Origin of the sequence: Actinokineospora enzanensis DSM 44649, from assembly GCF_000374445.1 — a bacterium.
Classification (GTDB): Bacteria; Actinomycetota; Actinomycetes; order Mycobacteriales; family Pseudonocardiaceae; genus Actinokineospora; species Actinokineospora enzanensis.
The window spans coordinates 137,953-156,499 of record NZ_KB894408.1; the positions used below are offsets into that span (position 1 = coordinate 137,953).

Below are 18,547 nucleotides of genomic sequence, written 5' to 3' on the forward strand. Positions count from 1 at the left end.
TGCATGACAATGGGAACCGTGAGCACGGAGAGCACCCAGGCCCGGGACCAGGCCCCAGCGACCAGCACCGACGACGCCGACGCCGGATCGGCGGGCGGCACGCCGGAATCGCGCGGGGTGCCCTCCCCGCCGCCCGCGGTCACCCCCGCTGCCGCGGCCACCGACCTGCCCGACGACCGCTACCTCAACCGCGAACTGTCCTGGTTGGACTTCAACGCCCGGGTGCTGGCGCTGGCCGAGGACGCCTCGCAGCCGCTGCTGGAGCGGGCCAAGTTCCTGGCCATCTTCGCCTCGAACCTGGACGAGTTCTACATGGTGCGGGTGGCCGGGCTGAAGCGGCGGAACGAGACGGGCCTGTCGGTGCGCAGCGCGGACGGCCTGACCCCGCGCGAGCAGCTGGCCTACATCGCCAAGCGCAACCAGGAGCTGGTCGACCGGCACGCGCGCACCTTCGAGGAGCAGGTGCGGCCCGCGCTGGCCGAGCGCGGCATCCGGATCCTCACCTGGACACAGGTCACCGACGAGGAGCGCGGCAGGCTTTCCACCTACTTCCGGGAGCAGGTCTTCCCGGTGCTGACGCCGCTCGCGGTGGACCCGGCGCACCCGTTCCCCTACATCTCCGGCCTGTCGCTGAACCTGGCGGTGACGGTGCGCGACCCGGAGGGCGGCACCGAGCGCTTCGCCAGGGTGAAGGTGCCGGACAACGTGCCGCGGCTGGTGCCCATCGACCGCAGCGCGGACGAGCAGGTGGCGATCTTCCTGCCGCTGGAGGAGCTCATCGCCGCGCACCTGGACTCGTTGTTCACCGGCATGGACGTCACCGAGGTGCACGCGTTCCGGGTGACCCGCAACGCCGACCTTGAGGTCGAGGAGGACCGGGACGAGGACCTGCTCAAGGCACTGGAGCGGGAGCTGGCGCAGCGCCGGTTCGGACCGTCGGTGCGGCTGGAGATCGCCGCCGACATGAGCGAGCACATGCTGGAACTGCTGCTGCGCGAGCTGGAGGTGCACCCCGGCGACGTGGTCATCGTGCAGGGCGGGGAGAACACCGACGAGCACGCCGACTCCGCCGAGGACGAGGACAGTGACACAGCGGACCGGGACACAGCGGACCGGGACGCCCCGCGCAGGCGCGGACGCGCGCTGCTGGACCTGTCGTGCCTGTGGCAGATCTACGGCGTGGACCGCAAGGAGCTCAAGGACCCGCCGTTCGTCCCGGCCACGCACCCGGCGTTCGGCGAGCGGGAGACGCCCAAGAGCATCTTCGCCACCCTGCGCGAGGGCGACGTGCTGGTGCACCACCCGTACGACTCGTTCTCCACCAGCGTGCAGCGGTTCGTCGAGCAGGCGGCGAGCGACCCGCACGTGTTGGCCATCAAGCAGACTCTTTACCGCACCTCCGGCGACTCGCCCATCGTGGACGCGCTGATCGACGCGGCCGAGGCGGGCAAGCAGGTGGTGGCGCTGGTGGAGCTGAAGGCGCGGTTCGACGAGCAGGCCAACATCAAGTGGGCGCGGGCGCTGGAGAAGGCGGGCGTGCACGTGGTCTACGGCCTGGTGGGCCTCAAGACGCACTGCAAGACCGCGCTCGTGGTGCGCCAGGAGGGCGCCACGATCCGCCGCTACTGCCACATCGGCACCGGCAACTACAACCCGAAGACCGCGCGGCTCTACGAGGACGTGGGCCTGCTCACCGCCGAGCCGTCCATCGGCGCCGACCTCACCGACCTGTTCAACGTGCTCACCGGCTACGCCAGGCAGGACACGTACCGCAGCCTGCTGGTCGCCCCCTACGGCGTGCGGCGCGGGATCGTGGAACGGATCGAGCAGGAGATCGAGCACCACCGGGCCGGGCGCGCCGCGGGCATCCGGATCAAGGTGAACTCCCTGGTGGACGAACAGGTCATCGACGCGCTCTACGGGGCGTCGCAGGCCGGCGTGCCGGTCGACGTGGTGGTGCGCGGGATCTGCGCGCTGAAGCCCGGCATCCCCGGGCTGAGCGAGAACATCCGGGTGCGCTCCATCCTGGGCCGGTTCCTGGAGCACTCGCGGGTGTTCAACTTCCTCGGCGCGGCCGAGTACTGGATCGGCAGCGCGGACATGATGCACCGCAACCTCGACCGCCGGGTCGAGGTGCAGGTCCGGGTCACCGACCCGCGGCTGACCGCGCAGCTGGACGCCATCCTCGACTCGGCGCTGGACCCGTCCACCCGGTGCTGGGTGCTGGCCGCCAACGGTGAATGGGAACCCTCGCCCGCGGCCGGTTCCACGGTGCGCGACCACCAGGCGGAGCTGCTGGCCCGGCACCGCGCGCTCGGCTGAGCCGTGCCGCACGAGGAGGACCGGCGGCAGATCCGGGCCGCGGGCGCCGTGCTCTGGCGCCCGTCGCCCGGTTCGGACGGTCCTGAGGTGGCGGTGGTGCACCGGCCGCGCTACGACGACTGGAGCCTGCCCAAGGGGAAGCTCGACCGGGGCGAGACGGTGCACGCCGCGGCGGTGCGCGAAGTGGCCGAGGAGACCGGTTTCGCGGCCGTGCTGGGCAGGCACCTGGCCCGGGTCGGCTATCCGGTGCCGGGCGGTGACAAGACGGTCGAGTATTTCGCCGCGCGGGCCGCGGGCGGCGGGTTCACGCCGAACGAGGAGGTCGACCGGCTGCGCTGGCTGCCGGTGCCGGAGGCCGCCGAGCTGGTGACCTACCCGCACGATCGGGTGGTCCTGCACCGGTTCGCCGAGGTTCCGCCCGCGACGGTGACCCTGCTGCTGGTGCGGCACGCGCACGCGGGCCGCAAACAACTGTGGACCGGGCCGGACGACGAGCGGCCGCTGTCGCCGACCGGCCGGGCGCAGACCGAGGCGCTGACACGGCTTCTGCCGCTGTTCGGACCGGACCGGGTGCACGCGGTCCCCAAGCTCCGGTGCGTGGCCACAGTGGCGCCGCTGGCCGGGTTGCTGGGTGTCCCGATAGTCGAGGAACCGGTGCTCGCGGAACACACGCACGAGCGGACCGGCCCGGCGGTGGCCCGGGTGCGCGAGATCGCCCGCGCGGGCGGCACACCGGTGGTGTGCAGCCAGGGCGGGGTGATCCCGGACGTGGTCCTGGCGCTGCTGGCGGACCTGGGCGGTTCCGCTGTGGAGGCGACGGCGGTGCGCAGCCGCAAGGGAAGTGTCTGGGTGCTGACGTTCACCCCGGACGGACGGCTGGCCGCCGCCGACTACCTCCGGCCCGCCTCGTCCTGACCCGCCCACCTGCCGATCCTGCCCGTTCGCCCGGCCCGGTCGCGGTTTCCCGCTGCCGGGCCGCGAACCTTGTGGGCGCTCGGCCACTTCCGCAGGCCAGGCCCGTTCATCCCACCCCTGACAGGGGATCCCGGACACGCGAGAGCCCCGCACGGGGGAAGCGTGCGGGGCTCTCGCGATGTGCTCAAACCACTGGCGACCCGGGGGCCGCCGAAGACCGTGCGACGCGGCGACTTACTTCTTGGTCGCCTTGGCGGTCGCCCGAGGCGTGGTGCTCTTGGCGGCCGTCGTCTTCTTGGCCGCGGGCTTCGCCGCCGCCGTGGTGGTCTTCTTCGCGGCGGTGGTCTTGGCCGCCGTGGTCTTCGCCGCGGTGGCCTTGGGGGCCGCCGCCTTGGTCGCGGTCGTCTTGGCCGCCGTGCTCGCCGCGCGGGTGCGCGTCGTGGTGGCCTTCGCCGCCGTGGTCGCCGCCGCGGGCTTCGCCGCCGCCGCGCGGGTGCGCGTGGTGGTGGTGCGCGTGGTGGCGGCGGGCTTCGCCGCTGCGGTGCGGGTCGCGGCCGCGCGGGTGGCGGTGGTCGCCGTGCGCGTGGTGCCCGCGGTCGACCGGGTGGCCGCGACCTTGGGCAGCTTCTTCGCCCCGCTCACGACCTCCTTGAACATCGTGCCCGCGCGGAAGGCGGGCACGTTGGTCTTCTTGACCTTGACCGTCTCACCGGTGCGCGGGTTGCGCGCGGTGCGGGCGGCACGCGCGCGCTTCTCGAACACGCCGAAGCCGGTGATGTTGACCTTCTCGCCCTTGTTGACCGTGCGAACGATCACGTCGACGAGCCCGTCGACCGCGGCGCCCGCGGCCTTCTTGTCGCCAAGGCGCTCGGTCAACGCCTCGATGAGTTGGGCCTTGTTCACCCTTCAGTCCTCCGTAAGAGAGCCACACTGCCGTTTACGGCCGATTCAGGCCGACTTCTGGCAAAGATAGGCCCAAATGCGCGCGATTACCACGCGACGCGCCCGATTTTTCGTTGCCGCATGCGGGCTCCACCCCTGCCGGGGGGCCGAATCGGAGGTTTTCGGGCGTCGCGCGGGGGTTTGGCGGGCCGCTGCGAGGGGGCGCGGCTGGGGTTGTGGAGGGGGTTCAGGGCGGGGCCTGCCGGAACCCCCGGTGTGCGAAGGGGATTCCGGCCGGGGCCGGATCAGGCGCTCGCGATCGGCGTCGTGACCGGCAGGTAAGTGGCCCTGGCCTGCTCGAACTCGCCGATCCCTGCCTCGTGGCGCAGCGTCAGGGCGATGTCGTCGAGCCCTTCCAGCAGCCGCCAGCGGGTGTAGTCGTCCACGCTGAACGGGGCGGTGAAGTCCTTGGCGCGGACGGTCTTCGCGGACAGGTCGACCGTGACCTCCGTCCCAGGCTCGGATTCGAGCAGCTTCCACAACAGTTCGATGTCGGACTGCTCGCACTGGGCGGCCAGCAGGCCCGCCTTGCCGGCGTTGCCACGGAAGATGTCGGCGAACCTGGCCGAGACGACGACCCGGAAGCCGTAGTCCGACAGCGCCCAGACGGCGTGCTCGCGGGACGAGCCGGTGCCGAAGTCCGGCCCGGCGACGAGCACGCTGCCCGCCCGGTAGGGCTCCTGGTTGAGCACGAACTGCTCGTCCGCCCGCCAGGCGGCGAACAGCCCGTCCTCGAACCCGGAGCGGGTCACCCGCTTCAGGTAGACCGCCGGGATGATCTGGTCGGTGTCCACGTTGGACCGCCGCAGCGGCACCCCGACACCGGTGTGGGTGGTGAACGGCTCCATGTGATCTACCCTCAGTTCTGCGCGGCGGCGGTCGCGGAAGCAGCGGCGGCTGGCTGCAGGTCGGCGGGCGAGGACAACGTGCCGCGCACCGCGGTCGCGGCCGCCACCAGCGGGGACACCAGGTGGGTGCGCCCGCCCTTGCCCTGCCTGCCCTCGAAGTTGCGGTTCGATGTGGACGCGCTGCGCTCGCCGGGGGCGAGCTGGTCGGGGTTCATGCCAAGGCACATGGAGCAGCCTGCCTGCCGCCACTCGGCGCCCGCGGCCAGGAACACCTTGTCCAGGCCCTCGGACTCGGCCTGCGCGCGGACCCGCATCGAGCCGGGCACCACGAGCATGCGCACGCCGTCGGCGACCCGCCTGCCGCGGATGACATCGGCGGCGGCGCGCAGGTCCTCGATCCGGCCGTTGGTGCAGGAGCCGAGGAAGACGGTGTCGACGCTGATGTCGCGCAGCGGGGTGCCGGGCGCCAGGTCCATGTACGACAGGGCCTTCTCGGCGGCCACGCGCTCGTTCTCGTCCGCGATGCGCTCGGGGTCCGGCACGGACGCCGACAGCGGCAGGCCCTGCCCCGGGTTGGTCCCCCACGTGACGAACGGGGTCAGCTGGTCGGCGTCGAGCACGACCTCCGCGTCGAACTCCGCGCCGTCGTCGGTGCGCAGCTCGCGCCACGCGGCCACGGCGGCGTCCCAGTCGGCGCCCTGTGGCGCGTGCGGACGGCCCTTGAGGTAGGCGAAGGTGGTCTCGTCGGGGGCGATCATCCCGGCGCGCGCGCCCGCCTCGATGGACATGTTGCACACGGTCATCCGCGCTTCCATCGACAGCTTCTCGATGGCCGGGCCGCGGTACTCCAGTACATAGCCCTGTCCGCCGCCGGTGCCGATCTTCGCGATCACCGCGAGGATGACGTCCTTGGCGGTGACGCCGGGGCGCAGTTCGCCCGCGACCGTGATGGCCATCGTCTTGAAGGGGCGCAGCGGCAGCGTCTGGGTGGCCAGCACGTGCTCGACCTCGGAGGTGCCGATACCGAAGGCGAGCCCGCCGAACGCGCCGTGGGTGGAGGTGTGGCTGTCGCCGCACACCACCGTCATCCCCGGCTGGGTCAGGCCGAGCTGCGGGCCGACCACGTGCACGATGCCCTGTTCCGCGTCGCCCATGGGGTGCAGCCGCACGCCGAACTCCGCGCAGTTGCGGCGCAGCGTCTCCACCTGGGTGCGCGAGACCGGGTCGGCGATCGGGAGGTCGATCCCAACAGTCGGGACGTTGTGGTCCTCGGTCGCTATCGTCAGGTCGGGCCTGCGCACCGGCCTGCCCGCCAACCGCAGGCCGTCGAACGCCTGCGGGCTGGTGACCTCGTGCACCAGGTGCAGGTCGATGTAGAGCAGGTCGGGCTCAGCACCCGTGCCGCGGCGCACGACATGCTGGTCCCACACCTTCTCGGCGAGCGTTTTCGGCATCGGTGATCACCATCAGCTTCCCACGGACTGGACTTCCCACATGACGGGAAAGTAGTATCGAGACGTGGGACAGCATAGCGGCATCGGAGTTCTGGACAAGGCAATGGCCGTACTGCAGGCGGTGGCCAAGGAGCCCTGTGGCCTGGCCGAGCTCTGCACCAAGACCGGCCTGCCCAGGGCGACCGCGCACCGGTTGGCCGTCGGCCTGGAAGTGCATCGCCTGCTGCGCAGGGGAAGCGACGGCCGCTGGCGGCCCGGCACGGCACTGGCCGAGCTGGCGGGCGGCGCGACCGACCCCCTGTTGGACGCGGCGACGGCGGTTCTCCCCCGACTACGGGACCGCACCGGCGAAAGCGTCCAGCTCTACCGCCGCGACGGCCTGCACAGAATCTGCGTCTGCTCGGCCGAACCCCCCAGCGGCCTGCGCGACACCGTCCCGGTGGGCGCCCGCCTCCCGATGACCGCGGGCTCCGGCGCCAAGGTCCTGGCCGCCTGGGCCGACGCCGCCACCCAACGCAGCCTCCTCACCGACGCCGTCTTCGGCGAACGCGCCCTACTGGAGGTCCGCCGCCGAGGCTGGGCCCAATCCGTAGCCGAACGCGAACCCGGCGTCGCCTCAGTCTCCGCCCCGGTACGCGACGCCTCCGGCGCCGTAGTCGCAGCCGTCTCCGTCTCCGGCCCCATCGACCGCATGGGCCGCCGCCCCGGCGCCCGCTGGGCCGCCGACCTCCTAGCCGCCGCCGACGCTCTGCAGAATCGTTTGTAGTCCCGCCACCCACCCCCTCATCCCCGCCCGGCACGGTCCCCCACCTGACACCGCACACCTCACCACCGCGTCAGGAACCCACCGAGCCAAGCCACACCACCCCGGCAAAACACCGACCTATCCCCCACCCCCCAATTCCCCACCCCACCCTCCCCCAACGCCCGCCCACCCGGCGGGCGTTTCTTTTACCCACCCCTACCCCACTCCAGCCCCACCCGATACCGAATTAACAACCACCACCCCACCACTCCAGACCGCGCGCAAAAACACACGACCTCAAGCGAAGCGAAGAGGAACCCGAGAAGATGCGATGCGATGAGGTGCACCGAGATGAGAAACCCTTGAGCGAAGCGAAAAGGCCCGCTGGTTCACGGCTTGCGTGCACAGGGCTCGCCAGGGTGAGGAGCTAGCACCGTGGGGGGTCTGGGGGCTCGGCCCCCAGAGACAATGACGAAGAAAGACCTGCGAGGACGCCCCAGCGTCCGAGCAGGCCTCTCCACTTTCGTAGCCCCGACGGGATTCGAACCCGCGCTACCGCCTTGAGAGGGCGGCGTCCTAGGCCGCTAGACGACGGGGCCAGGAACTTTCATTCTCTTGTGTTTCTTGCTGCAGAGACTCTAGCAGACTGCTTTTGGGCCTCTACGCTGGGGTACCAGGACTCGAACCTAGACTAACTGAACCAGAATCAGTCGTGCTGCCAATTACACCATACCCCACTGGTCGCGCCGTTCAGCCGCTCCGCGCCTCGGGGCGGGAGTGGCTGTCCTGCGTGCCGTGGAAGATGTTAGACCACAGCCCCGCTGATCGAGAAATCGGGCCCTAGGCACGCGGGGTGGGCAGGGGAGAACCGCTGGTCACCGTCGGTGTGCGGTACTCGGTGACGAGGAGGGCGGGCAGGTCGGCGAGGGAGTCGACGACCGGGATGCCGGGGTCGGCCGGGTGGCCGGTGTGCGCGCGGTCGAGCCACAGACCGTGCAGTCCGGCGGCGCGGGCGCCGCGCGCGTCGAGGTCGAGGCGGTCGCCGATGTGGGCGGTGCGGTCGGGCGCGGTGCCCAGCCGGGCGCAGGCGGTGTGGAAGATCACGGGGTCGGGTTTGGCGGCGCCGAGCTCGCCCGCGCTGATCACGGTGTCGAAGAACCGGCCGATGCCGAGTCCGGCCAGGCGCTCGCGTTGCCGGGGGGCGGAGGCGTTGGTGACGGCGGCGAGCCGGAAGCCCGCCGCGCGCAGCCAGTCCAGGCAGGGCAGTACGTCGGCGAACAGCCTGCAGGACCCGATGGCCTGGGCGAGTCTGCGGTTCTCCAGCGCGGCGATGGTGGCGTCGTCGAGGTGGGTGCCGAGGCAGGCGAGGAATGCCTTGGTGCGGGTGTGCCGCATGGCGTCGTAGTCGAGCAGGCCCGAGACCACGAGCGCGCTGTGCTCCTCGGTGACGCGCTGCCAGGTGTCCCACTGGTCGTCGCGGCCGATCAGGACCGAGAGGGCGGCGCGGGCCGAGCCGGTGAAGTCGACGAGGGTGTCGTCGATGTCCAGGCAGAGTGCCTCGACCACGGGCGGGAGGGGTTGCGGGATCGCTCGCGCCGGCGCGTAAGTGATCGAAGTGGACGGTGCGGGCACGAGCGCGGAAGTCATCCAGCGAGGCTAGAACTCGGGATGGCTCCGGCGATTCGTCTGCCCAGGTGATGTTTGGGCTTCTGACACGGTCAAGCGCGCGGGTTTGCGACATGGCGAAACTGAGGTGTATCGCGGGTTCTCGCATCTCCGTTACGACACCCCGGTTTTCGCAATCGGGTGAGAGTGCGATCACGACCGTGCGGTGCCGTGCCCCGACTTCCGGGGGAACACTGTACGGGGCGTGGTCGCCGGGCCCGTGGCGTGGGAAACCTTGCGCGGCACGGGTCTCCGCCCGGAGCACGGGGGCGACGGTGCGTGATTCCCCGGTCGCCACGGGGATCCACGCCGTCCACCGACCCAGGGGGTGAACCCCGGTAAAGGAAGCGCAACATCGGCATCGCGTCGGTGAAACCCGGCCGGACGACCGTTCTGTCCACTGTGGTCAGCCGGACCACCAGGCACGCGCCGCGCGCTCGACCATCTCGGTGTTCGAGACGATCTGCGCGACCGGGTCGCGCGTGGACAGTTTCCGCCCGCCGCGACAGCGCGGCGGGGAGCGCCGAACCCTTGGCCCGATCGGCGGATCCGCCCGGTGGGCGGCTTGACCGGGGCCGGTCGCCGGTTGCATCCTGAGCTTATTCAACTACCGTTGAAATCTGGCTGGGCGATCCTGGGAGGGGCAATGTCGGGCGGGGCGATCTCGGAGAGCACGACGGTGTGCGTGGTGGGCGGCGGACCGGCGGGGATGGTGCTCGGCCTGCTGCTGGCGCGGGCCGGGGTGGCGGTGACGGTGCTGGAGAAGCACGCGGACTTCCTGCGCGACTTCCGCGGCGACACCGTGCACCCGCCGACCCTGGACCTGCTGGACGACCTCGGTCTCGGCCCGGCGTTCCGCGCGCTGCCGCAGAGCCGCGTCACCGAGGTCCAGGTCCCGTTCCGCGGCGGCACGCTGCGCGTGGCCGACCTGTCCGCGCTCCCGGCCCCGAACAACTACGTGGCGATGGTGCCGCAGTGGGACTTCCTCGACCTGCTGGCCGACGCCGCCGCCAGGGAACCGGCGTTCACGCTGCGCATGCGCACGGCCGCGACCGCCCTGCGGTGGTCCGGTGACCGGGTGGTGGGCGTCGACTACCGCACGGAGGCGGGGGAAACCGGCACCGTCACCGCCGACCTGGTGGTGGCCTGCGACGGCCGCGGCTCCCTGCTGCGCGACGCCGCCCACCTGCACCCCCGGTCGTTCCCCACACCGATGGACGTGTGGTGGTACCGCCTGCCCCGGCACGAGGAAGACCCGTCCGGCATCGTCGGCGTCATCAGCTCGGCCCGCGCCGCGGTGCTGATCGACCGCGGCGACTACTGGCAGGTGGCCACCCTCATCCGCAAGGGCTCCGACCCACAGGCCCGCCGCTCCCCGGTCACCGACATGCTGCGCGACGTCACCTCCGCCGCCCCCTGGCTGGCCGACCGCGTGACCGCCGTCGCCTCCTGGGACGACGTGAAGACCCTGGACGTCAAGCTCGACCGGCTCCCCCGCTGGCACCTGCCCGGCCTGCTCTGCCTCGGCGACGCCGCACACGCGATGTCCCCGGTCGGCGGCGTCGGCATCAACCTGGCCGTACAGGACGCGGTGGCCGCCGCCCGCCTGTTGGCCGCGCCCCTGCGCGCGGGCACGCTGTCCACATCGGACCTGGCCCGCGTCCGGCGCCGCCGCCTCCTGCCGACCCTCGCGGTCCAGACCCTGCAACGCGTCCTGCACGCCAGGGCCTTGCGTCCCGCCCTGGAGGGAAAGGTGGAGATCGCCCGCGGCAAGGTGCCCCTGCCGCTGCGCCTGCTGACCCGCCTGCCGCTGCTGCGCAGGCTGCCCGCCCAGATCATCGGCCGGGGCCTGTTCACCGAACCCACACCGACATTCGCCCGACGGTGAGGTCGGTGGCTGTCCGGTTCGCGCAGCTGTCAAGCGCCACAACGAAACCAGGGCCCCTGTCCACTTCCCGCACGGTCAAGCGCCCTCGACGAACACGGGGAAGGCGCTGCCCCGGGATGTGGACATCCAGGCTGCACGGCCGCGAAGTCCACCCGTCCGGGGCGGCACCGCCCGACGCACATTCCGCTCGCGGTCGGTTCGAGCCGTGTTCAAGAGGCGCGGGGATGAATCCGGACGAGTTCCCCAATGGGTCGCAGGCAAGATCGACAATTCGCCGCGGCGCACATCCGGGCCCATCGAGTTCGCGCCCCGCGGCGGCCTGAACACCTGCCGGGAATGCGGACGACTCCCGCCGAGAACCCGCCGCCCGAAAAAAGACCGCGCAAATCAAGATCATTCCCTCGCGCGCGCCCCGCCCTCCCCAGGGGCTTGAGGTCCTAGGCCGTTTCGGGAGCTGTCAAGCAGGGGTCAGGGATGGGTGTGGATGGATTCGGGGGATGTGGACAACCAGATCCGCAGGTCGACGGAACGCCCATCGGTATTCCCACCTGGTCGGGTGATGGGACCGGCCGCGGCCCCGAAGGAGCCGCGGCCGTCCACACGGGAGTGATCAGCGGTTGGCGACGGTGTTGGTCAGCGTGCCGAGACCCTCGATGGTCACCGACACCGACTGCCCGGCCGTGAGCGGGCCGACGCCCGCCGGGGTGCCGGTCAGGATGACATCGCCGGGGAGCAGTGTCATCACCCGCGACACCCATTCGACCAGGGTCGGGATGTCGTGGATCAGCTGCGAGGTGCGGGAGTCCTGTTTGACCTCACCGTCCAGTGTGGTCCGGATCGACAGGTCAGCCGCCTGCACCCCGGTGGTGATCCACGGGCCCAGCGGGCAGAACGTGTCGTGGCCCTTGGCGCGGGTCCACTGGCCGTCGGCCTGTTGCTGGTCGCGGGCCGTCACGTCGTTGGCGATGGTGTAGCCGAGGATGACGTCGGCCGCCTTCGCCGCGGGCACGTCCCGGCACGGCATGCCGATGACCACGGCCAACTCGCCCTCGTAGTCCACTCGGGACGACTCGGCCGGGAGCTTGATCGCGGCTCCGGGGCCGATCACCGAGGTGGACGGTTTCATGAAGATGACCGGGGTGGCCGGGGCCTCCTGGCCCATCTCCCTGGCGTGATCGGCGTAGTTCTTGCCGACGCAGAGGATCTTGCTTGGCAGGATCGGCGCCAGCAGCCGGGTGTCGGCCAGCGGCCACCGCCTACCGGTGAACGTCGGGGTGCCGAACGGGTGCTCGGCGACCTCGACCGCGACCTCCGCGCCTTCGTCCCCCTCGACGGTGACGAACGCGACTCCTTCTGGATGGGCAATTCGAGCGATACGCACGGGCACCAGCCTAACGACTCGCGGTGACCTGGCCGACACGCATGGCCTTGTGCGCCAGCGCGTCGCACAGGGCCAGCCAGCTGGCCTCGACGATGTTGCCGTGCACACCCACCGTGGTCCATTCACGTTCCCGGTCGGTGGACTGCACGAGCACCCGCGTCACCGCGTCGGTGCCGTGCTCCACCGTGCGCGAGCCCGCCCCGCCCGAGGTCAGGATGCGGACCTTGTAGTCGGTCAGCTCGACCTCGTCCAGCCACGGCAGGTGCGGCAGCAGCGCGCGGCGCAGCGCGGCGTCGAGCGCGTGCACCGGGCCGTTGCCCTCCGCGGTCGCGATGACGCGCTGCCCGTCGACGCGCACCTTCACCGTCGCCTCGGACACCACCGCGCCGTCCTGGCGGTGGTCCAGGATGACCCGGTACGACTCCAGCTCGAACGGCACCACCGGGTCGGTCGCGGCCGGGTCCAGGCCCGCGATCTCGCCGCGCAGCAGCAGCTCGAACGAGGCGTCCGCGGCCTCGAACGACCAGCCGCGCGCCTCCAACTCCTTCACCTTGCGCAGTGCGTTGGTGACGGCTTCTGGCTTGCCGGCCAGGTCGACCCCGAGCTCGTGTCCCTTGAGCTCCAGGCTGGCCCGGCCGGCCATCTCGGTGACCAGCACCCGCATGTCGTTGCCGACGGTGGCCGGATCGATGTGGTTGTACAGCTCCGGGTCCACCTTGATCGCGCTCGCGTGCAGGCCCGCCTTGTGGGCGAAGGCCGACGACCCGACATAGGCCTGGTGGGTGTCGGGTGCGATGTTGGCGAGTTCGGCAAGGGCATGGGAGACCCGGGTGAGCTCGGCAGGCGTGCCGGTGGGCAGCACCTGGAGGCCGAGCTTGGTCACGAGATTGCCGATCACGGCGAACAGGTCGGCGTTACCGGCCCGCTCCCCGTAACCGTTCGCGGTGCACTGGACGTGGCTCGCGCCCGCCTGCACAGCCGCGACACTGTTGGCCACCGCGCAGGACGTGTCGTCCTGGCAGTGGATGCCCACCCGGAAGCCGGTGCGGGCGATGACCTCGCGGACGGTGTCCGCCAGGCCGAGCGGCAGCTGGCCGCCGTTGGTGTCGCAGAGCACGACCACGTCCGCGCCCGCCTCCGCCGCCGCGGTGAGCACCCGCAGCGAGCAGTCGGGGTCGAAGGCGTAGCCGTCGAAGAAGTGCTCGGCGTCGAGGAACACCCGGCGCCCCTCCCCGACCAGGAAGCCGACCGTGTCGCGCACCATCTCCACGGCCTCGGCGACGTCGGTGCGCAGCGCGCGCTCGATGTGCCTGCGGTCGGACTTGGCCACCAGCGTCACCACCGGCGCCTGCGCGTCCAGCAGCGCGCGGACCTGCGGGTCCTGGGCCGCCGTGCTGCCCGCGCGCCGGGTGGAGCCGAACGCGACCAGGGCCGCGTGCCGCAGTTCCAGCTCACCCGCCGCCGCGCGGGCGAAGAACTCGGTGTCCTTGGGCAGCGCGCCCGGCCAGCCGCCCTCGATGAACCCGACACCCAGGCCGTCCAGCAGGCGCGCCACGGCGAGCTTGTCGGCGACCGAGTAGGAGACGCCCTCGCGCTGCGCGCCGTCGCGCAGGGTCGTGTCGTACACGTGGAACGTGTCGCCGAGGGGGGTGCCTGCCGGACTGGTGCGAGTCACGGGTCTGCTCCTTGGGAGGGGTCAAGTCTGCGGTAGGGCGGGTGGGTGGATAGGCACTGCACGGGTAGGGCGGTGGATAGGCACTGCACGGGTAGGGCGGTGGCGTGGGAAGCGGCGCCGGAAAACAAAAAGACCCCCCGCGGGTGCGAGAGGTCTGCGCGCTGGGCTTCGGTCGAAGCTACCCAGCGCGCTCGTCGATAATGATCACGACGGAGGCGGCCATGCCGCGATACTGGCACACCGCGCGCGGCCGGGTCCACTCCACGGACCGCGACTCCCACCATGTGGGTGGCGTTATCGGCGGTGAACGCCGACGGCCGCCCCGGTTCGCGGGGCGGCCGTCGGTGCGAAACGCCTGGTGGTCAGGCGGTCTTGGCGTTCGAGGACACCAGCGCGGCGAGCCGGTCGCCGATGGCGAACGTGCCGCCCGGCGAACCGTGGTCGCGGGTGGCGAGGTCGAAGGCCACCGAGGCCTCGATCCGCCGCGCCGCCTCCACCTCGCCGAGGTGGTCGAGCAGCAGCGCCACCGACAGCACCGCGGCCGTCGGGTCGGCGATGCCCTGGCCCGCGATGTCCGGCGCGCTGCCGTGCACCGGCTCGAACATGCTCGGGTTGCGCTTGGTGATGTCCAGGTTGCCGCTGGCCGCCAGCCCGATGCCGCCGGTGACCGCCGCCGCCAGGTCGGTGAGGATGTCGCCGAACAGGTTGTCGGTGACGATCACGTCGAACCGGGCCGGGTCGGTGACCATGTGGATGGTCGTGGCGTCCACGTGCTGGTAGGCCACGGTCACGTCCGGGTGCTGCAGGGACACCTCCTCGACCACACGCGACCACAACGAGCCCGCGTGGGTGAGGACGTTCGTCTTGTGGACGAGCGTGAGGTGCTTGCGCGGGCGCGCCGACGCGCGGGTGAACGCGTCCCGCACCACCCGCTCCACGCCGAAGGAGGTGTTGACGCTGACCTCCGTGGCGATCTCGTGCGGAGTGTCCTTTCGCAACAGACCGCCGTTGCCTGCGTAGAGCCCCTCGGTGCCCTCCCGGACCACGATCATGTCGATCTCGCCCGGGTCCGCGATCGGGCTCTTCACGCCCGGGTAGAGCCGCGCCGGGCGCAGGTTCACGTGGTGGTCGAGCTCGAAGCGCAGCCGCAGCAGCAGCCCGCGCTCCAGGATGCCGCTGGGCACCGACGGATCGCCAACCGCGCCGAGCAGGATGGCGTCGTGTTCGCGCAGCTCCGCGAGCACGGACTCCGGCAGGAGCTCCCCCGTCGCGTGCCAGCGCGCCGCGCCGAGGTCGTATCGGGTGATCTCCGCGGTCGGAACGACCTCACCGAGCACCTTCAGCGCCTCGGCGATCACTTCCGGCCCGATCCCGTCACCTGGGATCACCGCGAGCCGCATGCACACACCTCCCGGGTATCGGCCCGAACTGACAGGGCCTGCTAGTCGAGGGAAGGCTACCGGCATGCGGTCCGTTCGCCGCATCTCGCCACCCCTCCGGGTGGAGTTTTCCGGTCACATCCGGCCGCGGGGGACACGAACGGTGCCCGGATCGGTTGTTCGCCAACCGATCCGGGCACCGTTCGCCGTTTCGACTTGCGTCCCAGCCCGTGGACCGGATCAGGCGAAGTCGACCGACCGCACCAGGGTGGCGCCGATCGACGCGCCGATGGACTCCAGCACCGAGGCGTCCACCGCGCGGTCCACCCGCAGCAGCATGACCGCGTCGGTGCCCGCGCTGGTCTGGCTGATCTGGGCGGCGTCGATGTTGACCCCGGCCTCGCCGAGCAGGGTGCCGACGGTGCCCATCACGCCCGGCCGCTCCGGGTACTCCAGCAGCACGACGTCGCCCTCGGCGCGCAGGTCGAACGAGCGCCCGTGCACCTCCACCAGCTTCTCCACCTGGCCGAGGCCGGACAGGGTGCCGCTGACGGTGACCGCCGCGCCGTCCGGGTAGACGCCGCGCAGGGTGACCACGCTGCGGTGGTTGAGGCTCTCGCTCTCCTTGGCGACCTCGACCGTGACGCCCAGCGTCTCGGCCAGCCGCGGCGCGTTGACGAAGGTCACCTGGTCCTCGACGATGCCCGCGAACACCCCGCGCAGCGCGGCCAGCGGCAGGATCGAGACGTCCTCAGTGGACAGTTCGCCGCGGACCTGCACGGTGATCGACGTCGGCGCCTTGCCGCCCAGCGCGGACAGCACGGTGCCCAGCTTCTGGGTCAGCGACAGGTACGGGCGCACCTCCTCGCCGACCACGCCACCGGCCACGTTGACCGCGTCCGGCACGAAGTCGCCGCGCAGCGCCAGCCGCACCGAGTGCGCCACGTCGGTGCCCGCCCGGTCCTGCGCCTCGGCGGTGGAGGCGCCCAGGTGCGGGGTCACCACGATGCCGGGCACGCCGAACAGCACGCTGTCGGTGGTCGGCTCCTTGCTGTACACGTCCACGCCAGCGCCGCCGACCTGGCCGGAGCGCACCGCCTCGGCCAGCGCGTCCTCGTCGATGAGGCCACCGCGGGCGGCGTTGACGATGATGACGCCCTTCTTGGTCCTGGCCAGCGCGGCGGCGTCGATCAGGCCCTTGGTCTCCGGCGTCTTGGGCAGGTGCACGGAGATGAAGTCGGCGCGGGCCAGCAGCTCGTCCAGCTCCACCAGCTCGATGCCCAGCTGCGCGGCGCGCGCGGCGGAGGCGTACGGGTCGTAGGCGATCAGCGTGGTGCCGAACGCGGCCAGGCGCTGGGCGAACAGCTGCCCGATCTTGCCCATGCCGACCACGCCGACGGTCTTGCCGAGCACCTCCACCCCGGAGAACGCGCTGCGCTTCCACTGCCCCTCCTGCAGCGTGGCGTGCGCGGCGGGGATCTGGCGCGCGGTGGCCAACAGCAGCGCCACGGCGTGCTCGGCGGCCGACACGATGTTGGACGTCGGCGCGTTCACGACCAGCACACCGCGCTCGGTGGCGGCAGGCACGTCCACGTTGTCGAGGCCGACACCCGCGCGCGCGACCACCTTGAGCGTGTCGGTGGCCTTGAGCACCTCGGCATCGACCTGGGTCGCCGACCGCACAAGCAGCGCGTCGGCCCCGGCGACGGCGGCGAGCAGGGCGGGCCGGTCGGTGCCGTCGACGTGGCGGACCTCGAACTCGTCACCGAAGACGTCCAGCACGGACGGCGCGAGCTTCTCGGCGATGAGGACGACGGGACGGCTCGTAGTAGTCACGCGGCGACTCCTGGGCTTTAAGGGCATGGGAGGGAGGTGGTTACGACGCTGTAACCCGAGCCGAGTCTAAGCCGGTCACTGAACCGTTCCACCGCAGGGTGAGACAGGTGACATGCCGAACGTCACTCACCGATCACCGGCGGCGAGGTGAACTCCGCGTTGCCGAACATCTCGTCGTCGTCACCCTCCACCAGGTACGCGGGCCGCCGTTTCTCCTGCTCCTTGGCCAACGGCGGTTCCTCGACATCCGACCGCGCCGGGACCGGGGTGGTGCCGATGGTGTATCCACCGGACCCGGCAGGCCCGAAACCACCGGGCCCGAACGCGACCTCCGGCACCGGCACCATCGGAATGGACGGTCGAGGCCCCACGGGCACACCACCACGATTCGGCGGCGGCACCGGATTCATCCCGGGACGCGACGGCGGCGCGACCGGGTTCATGCCTCCGCGCGACGGCGGCTCGGGCATCCGCCCCGGCCCCCGCACCGCGCCCGGCGGCGGTGCGACGGGGTTCATTCCCGTGCGGGAAGGCGGCTGGGAGAGCTGTCCCGCCGGCGAGGGCGGCCTGCTCACCCCGCCACCCGCGAACGCCGCACCCGCGCCAGGACCGGACCGATCGAGCGGCCGCGATACCGAATCGGGTGGTGGAACGGCATTCATGCCGGTCCGGGACGGCGGCTGGGACACCTGCCCGGGGCCACCACCCGGCTGCGACACCGCACCAAGCGGCAAAACAGGATTCATGCCGGTGCGAGACGGCGGCTGGGAAACCTGCCCGGCCGCGTGCGGATTCACTCCACCGCGCGTGGCAGGCCCGGACGTCTGCCCCGGACCCCACCGATCGGGTTGTGGCACCGGGTTCGCGCCGGTGTGCGGCGGCATCGGTCCTCCGCCGTGGTGCGGCATCGCCGGTCCACCATGCGCGGGCAGGGATTGTCGGGGCGGCATACCGCCCGAACCACGGGGATCCGCAGGTGTTCGTCCGATTCTACCGGGATCTCCCGGCCGAACCGGCAACACCGGCACCATCCCCGACATGGACGGCGGCTGCGCGGGATCCGGGTGCCGCGCCGGTGCGGTGGGACCGGTCCCCGTGGGCGCGGGGAGCGGTCCGGTCTGCGACACCGGTTGTGCGAGCGGGCCGGGAACCGGTCGCTGGATGTTCTCCGGACCGGTCGGTCGCGGCGTGCCGGGCAGGTGTCCCGGCACGTTCCGGCCGGGCGGACGGATCGCGACCGTGCGGTTCGGTTGGCCGATCGCGGAAGTGGGGGCCGACTCGGCGAGCGCCGACTCCGGTGCGGGACCGTCCGGGGATCTGTCCGGGGATCTGTCCGGGGACCGCAGGGGCGCACCGGCCACCGGTCTCGGCGGTGGGACGGCCCGGGTACCCATCTCCTCCGGGGGGATCCAGACCTGTGCCGCCGGGAGCGACCCGGATACCCGGCCCGCCCGGTCGGCGTCCGGCTCGGTCCACGCGGGCCGGGCTGGGCTGCCC

The 18,547-nt window shown here is 71.6% G+C and carries 13 protein-coding genes and 2 tRNA genes; 4 read left to right on the forward strand and 11 right to left on the reverse strand.

All coding sequences use genetic code 11. The features are described 5' to 3' along the window. Positions 1-9 precede the first annotated feature (9 nt). A complete protein-coding gene (gene ppk1, locus C503_RS43165) occupies positions 10-2,322 on the forward strand; it encodes a polyphosphate kinase 1 (protein ID WP_018682107.1) in 2,313 nt (770 codons plus the stop codon). 3 nt (positions 2,323-2,325) lie between these two features. Then, positions 2,326-3,237, forward strand: coding sequence for an NUDIX hydrolase (locus tag C503_RS0110225; protein ID WP_018682108.1), 912 nt, complete (start codon positions 2,326-2,328; stop codon positions 3,235-3,237). A 234-nt stretch (positions 3,238-3,471) separates the two neighbouring features. Here the strand turns inward: C503_RS0110225 and C503_RS0110230 are convergent, their stop codons facing one another. The 3 genes from C503_RS0110230 to leuC all read right to left on the reverse strand — a co-directional run bounded on the left by C503_RS0110230 (position 3,472) and on the right by leuC (position 6,481). After that, entirely contained in the window at positions 3,472-4,140 is a 669-nt protein-coding gene (locus C503_RS0110230; RefSeq protein ID WP_018682109.1) for an HU family DNA-binding protein, read from the reverse strand. Positions 4,141-4,424: 284 nt separating this feature from the next. Then, complete coding sequence (gene leuD, locus C503_RS0110235; protein ID WP_018682110.1) at positions 4,425-5,027, reverse strand: 3-isopropylmalate dehydratase small subunit; 603 nt, start codon at positions 5,025-5,027, stop codon at positions 4,425-4,427. 11 nt (positions 5,028-5,038) lie between these two features. Then, positions 5,039-6,481 carry a 3-isopropylmalate dehydratase large subunit gene (gene leuC / locus C503_RS0110240; protein WP_018682111.1) on the reverse strand — a complete coding sequence of 481 codons (1,443 nt, stop codon included), beginning with the start codon at positions 6,479-6,481 and terminating at the stop codon, positions 5,039-5,041. Positions 6,482-6,545: 64 nt separating this feature from the next. Here leuC and C503_RS0110245 point away from each other — a divergent pair, with 64 nt between their 5' ends. Continuing rightward, complete coding sequence (locus C503_RS0110245; RefSeq protein ID WP_211222372.1) at positions 6,546-7,247, forward strand: IclR family transcriptional regulator; 702 nt, start codon at positions 6,546-6,548, stop codon at positions 7,245-7,247. 505 nt (positions 7,248-7,752) lie between these two features. On the opposite strand, the gene C503_RS0110250 is transcribed toward C503_RS0110245, so the two are convergent. From C503_RS0110250 to C503_RS0110260, 3 genes are all read right to left on the reverse strand, one after another. Next, a tRNA-Glu gene (locus C503_RS0110250) sits at positions 7,753-7,825 on the reverse strand. Between the two features lie 66 nt (positions 7,826-7,891). Continuing rightward, positions 7,892-7,963: transfer RNA gene (locus tag C503_RS0110255), tRNA-Gln, on the reverse strand. A gap of 103 nt (positions 7,964-8,066) precedes the next feature. After that, entirely contained in the window at positions 8,067-8,873 is an 807-nt protein-coding gene (locus C503_RS0110260; RefSeq protein ID WP_026316144.1) for an HAD family hydrolase, read from the reverse strand. A gap of 664 nt (positions 8,874-9,537) precedes the next feature. Between C503_RS0110260 and C503_RS0110265 the strand changes: the two genes are divergently transcribed. Further along, entirely contained in the window at positions 9,538-10,779 is a 1,242-nt protein-coding gene (locus C503_RS0110265) for an FAD-dependent oxidoreductase (protein ID WP_018682114.1), read from the forward strand. Positions 10,780-11,389: 610 nt separating this feature from the next. Here C503_RS0110265 and C503_RS0110270 read toward each other — a convergent pair. From C503_RS0110270 to C503_RS38870, 5 genes are all read right to left on the reverse strand, one after another. Then, complete coding sequence (locus C503_RS0110270) at positions 11,390-12,160, reverse strand: fumarylacetoacetate hydrolase family protein (protein ID WP_026316145.1); 771 nt, start codon at positions 12,158-12,160, stop codon at positions 11,390-11,392. Positions 12,161-12,170: 10 nt separating this feature from the next. Beyond that, the gene (gene cimA, locus C503_RS0110275) at positions 12,171-13,835 is read right to left on the reverse strand and encodes a citramalate synthase (protein ID WP_018682116.1); all 1,665 of its coding nucleotides are present in this window, start codon (positions 13,833-13,835) and stop codon (positions 12,171-12,173) included. Positions 13,836-14,197: 362 nt separating this feature from the next. Next, complete coding sequence (locus tag C503_RS0110285) at positions 14,198-15,235, reverse strand: 3-isopropylmalate dehydrogenase (RefSeq protein ID WP_018682117.1); 1,038 nt, start codon at positions 15,233-15,235, stop codon at positions 14,198-14,200. Positions 15,236-15,454: 219 nt separating this feature from the next. Beyond that, on the reverse strand, positions 15,455-17,050 hold the full coding sequence (gene serA / locus C503_RS0110290) for a phosphoglycerate dehydrogenase (RefSeq protein ID WP_018682118.1): 1,596 nt from the start codon (positions 17,048-17,050) through the stop codon (positions 15,455-15,457). A gap of 122 nt (positions 17,051-17,172) precedes the next feature. Beyond that, the gene (locus C503_RS38870; RefSeq protein ID WP_018682119.1) at positions 17,173-17,397 is read right to left on the reverse strand and encodes a hypothetical protein; all 225 of its coding nucleotides are present in this window, start codon (positions 17,395-17,397) and stop codon (positions 17,173-17,175) included. Positions 17,398-18,547 lie beyond the last annotated feature (1,150 nt).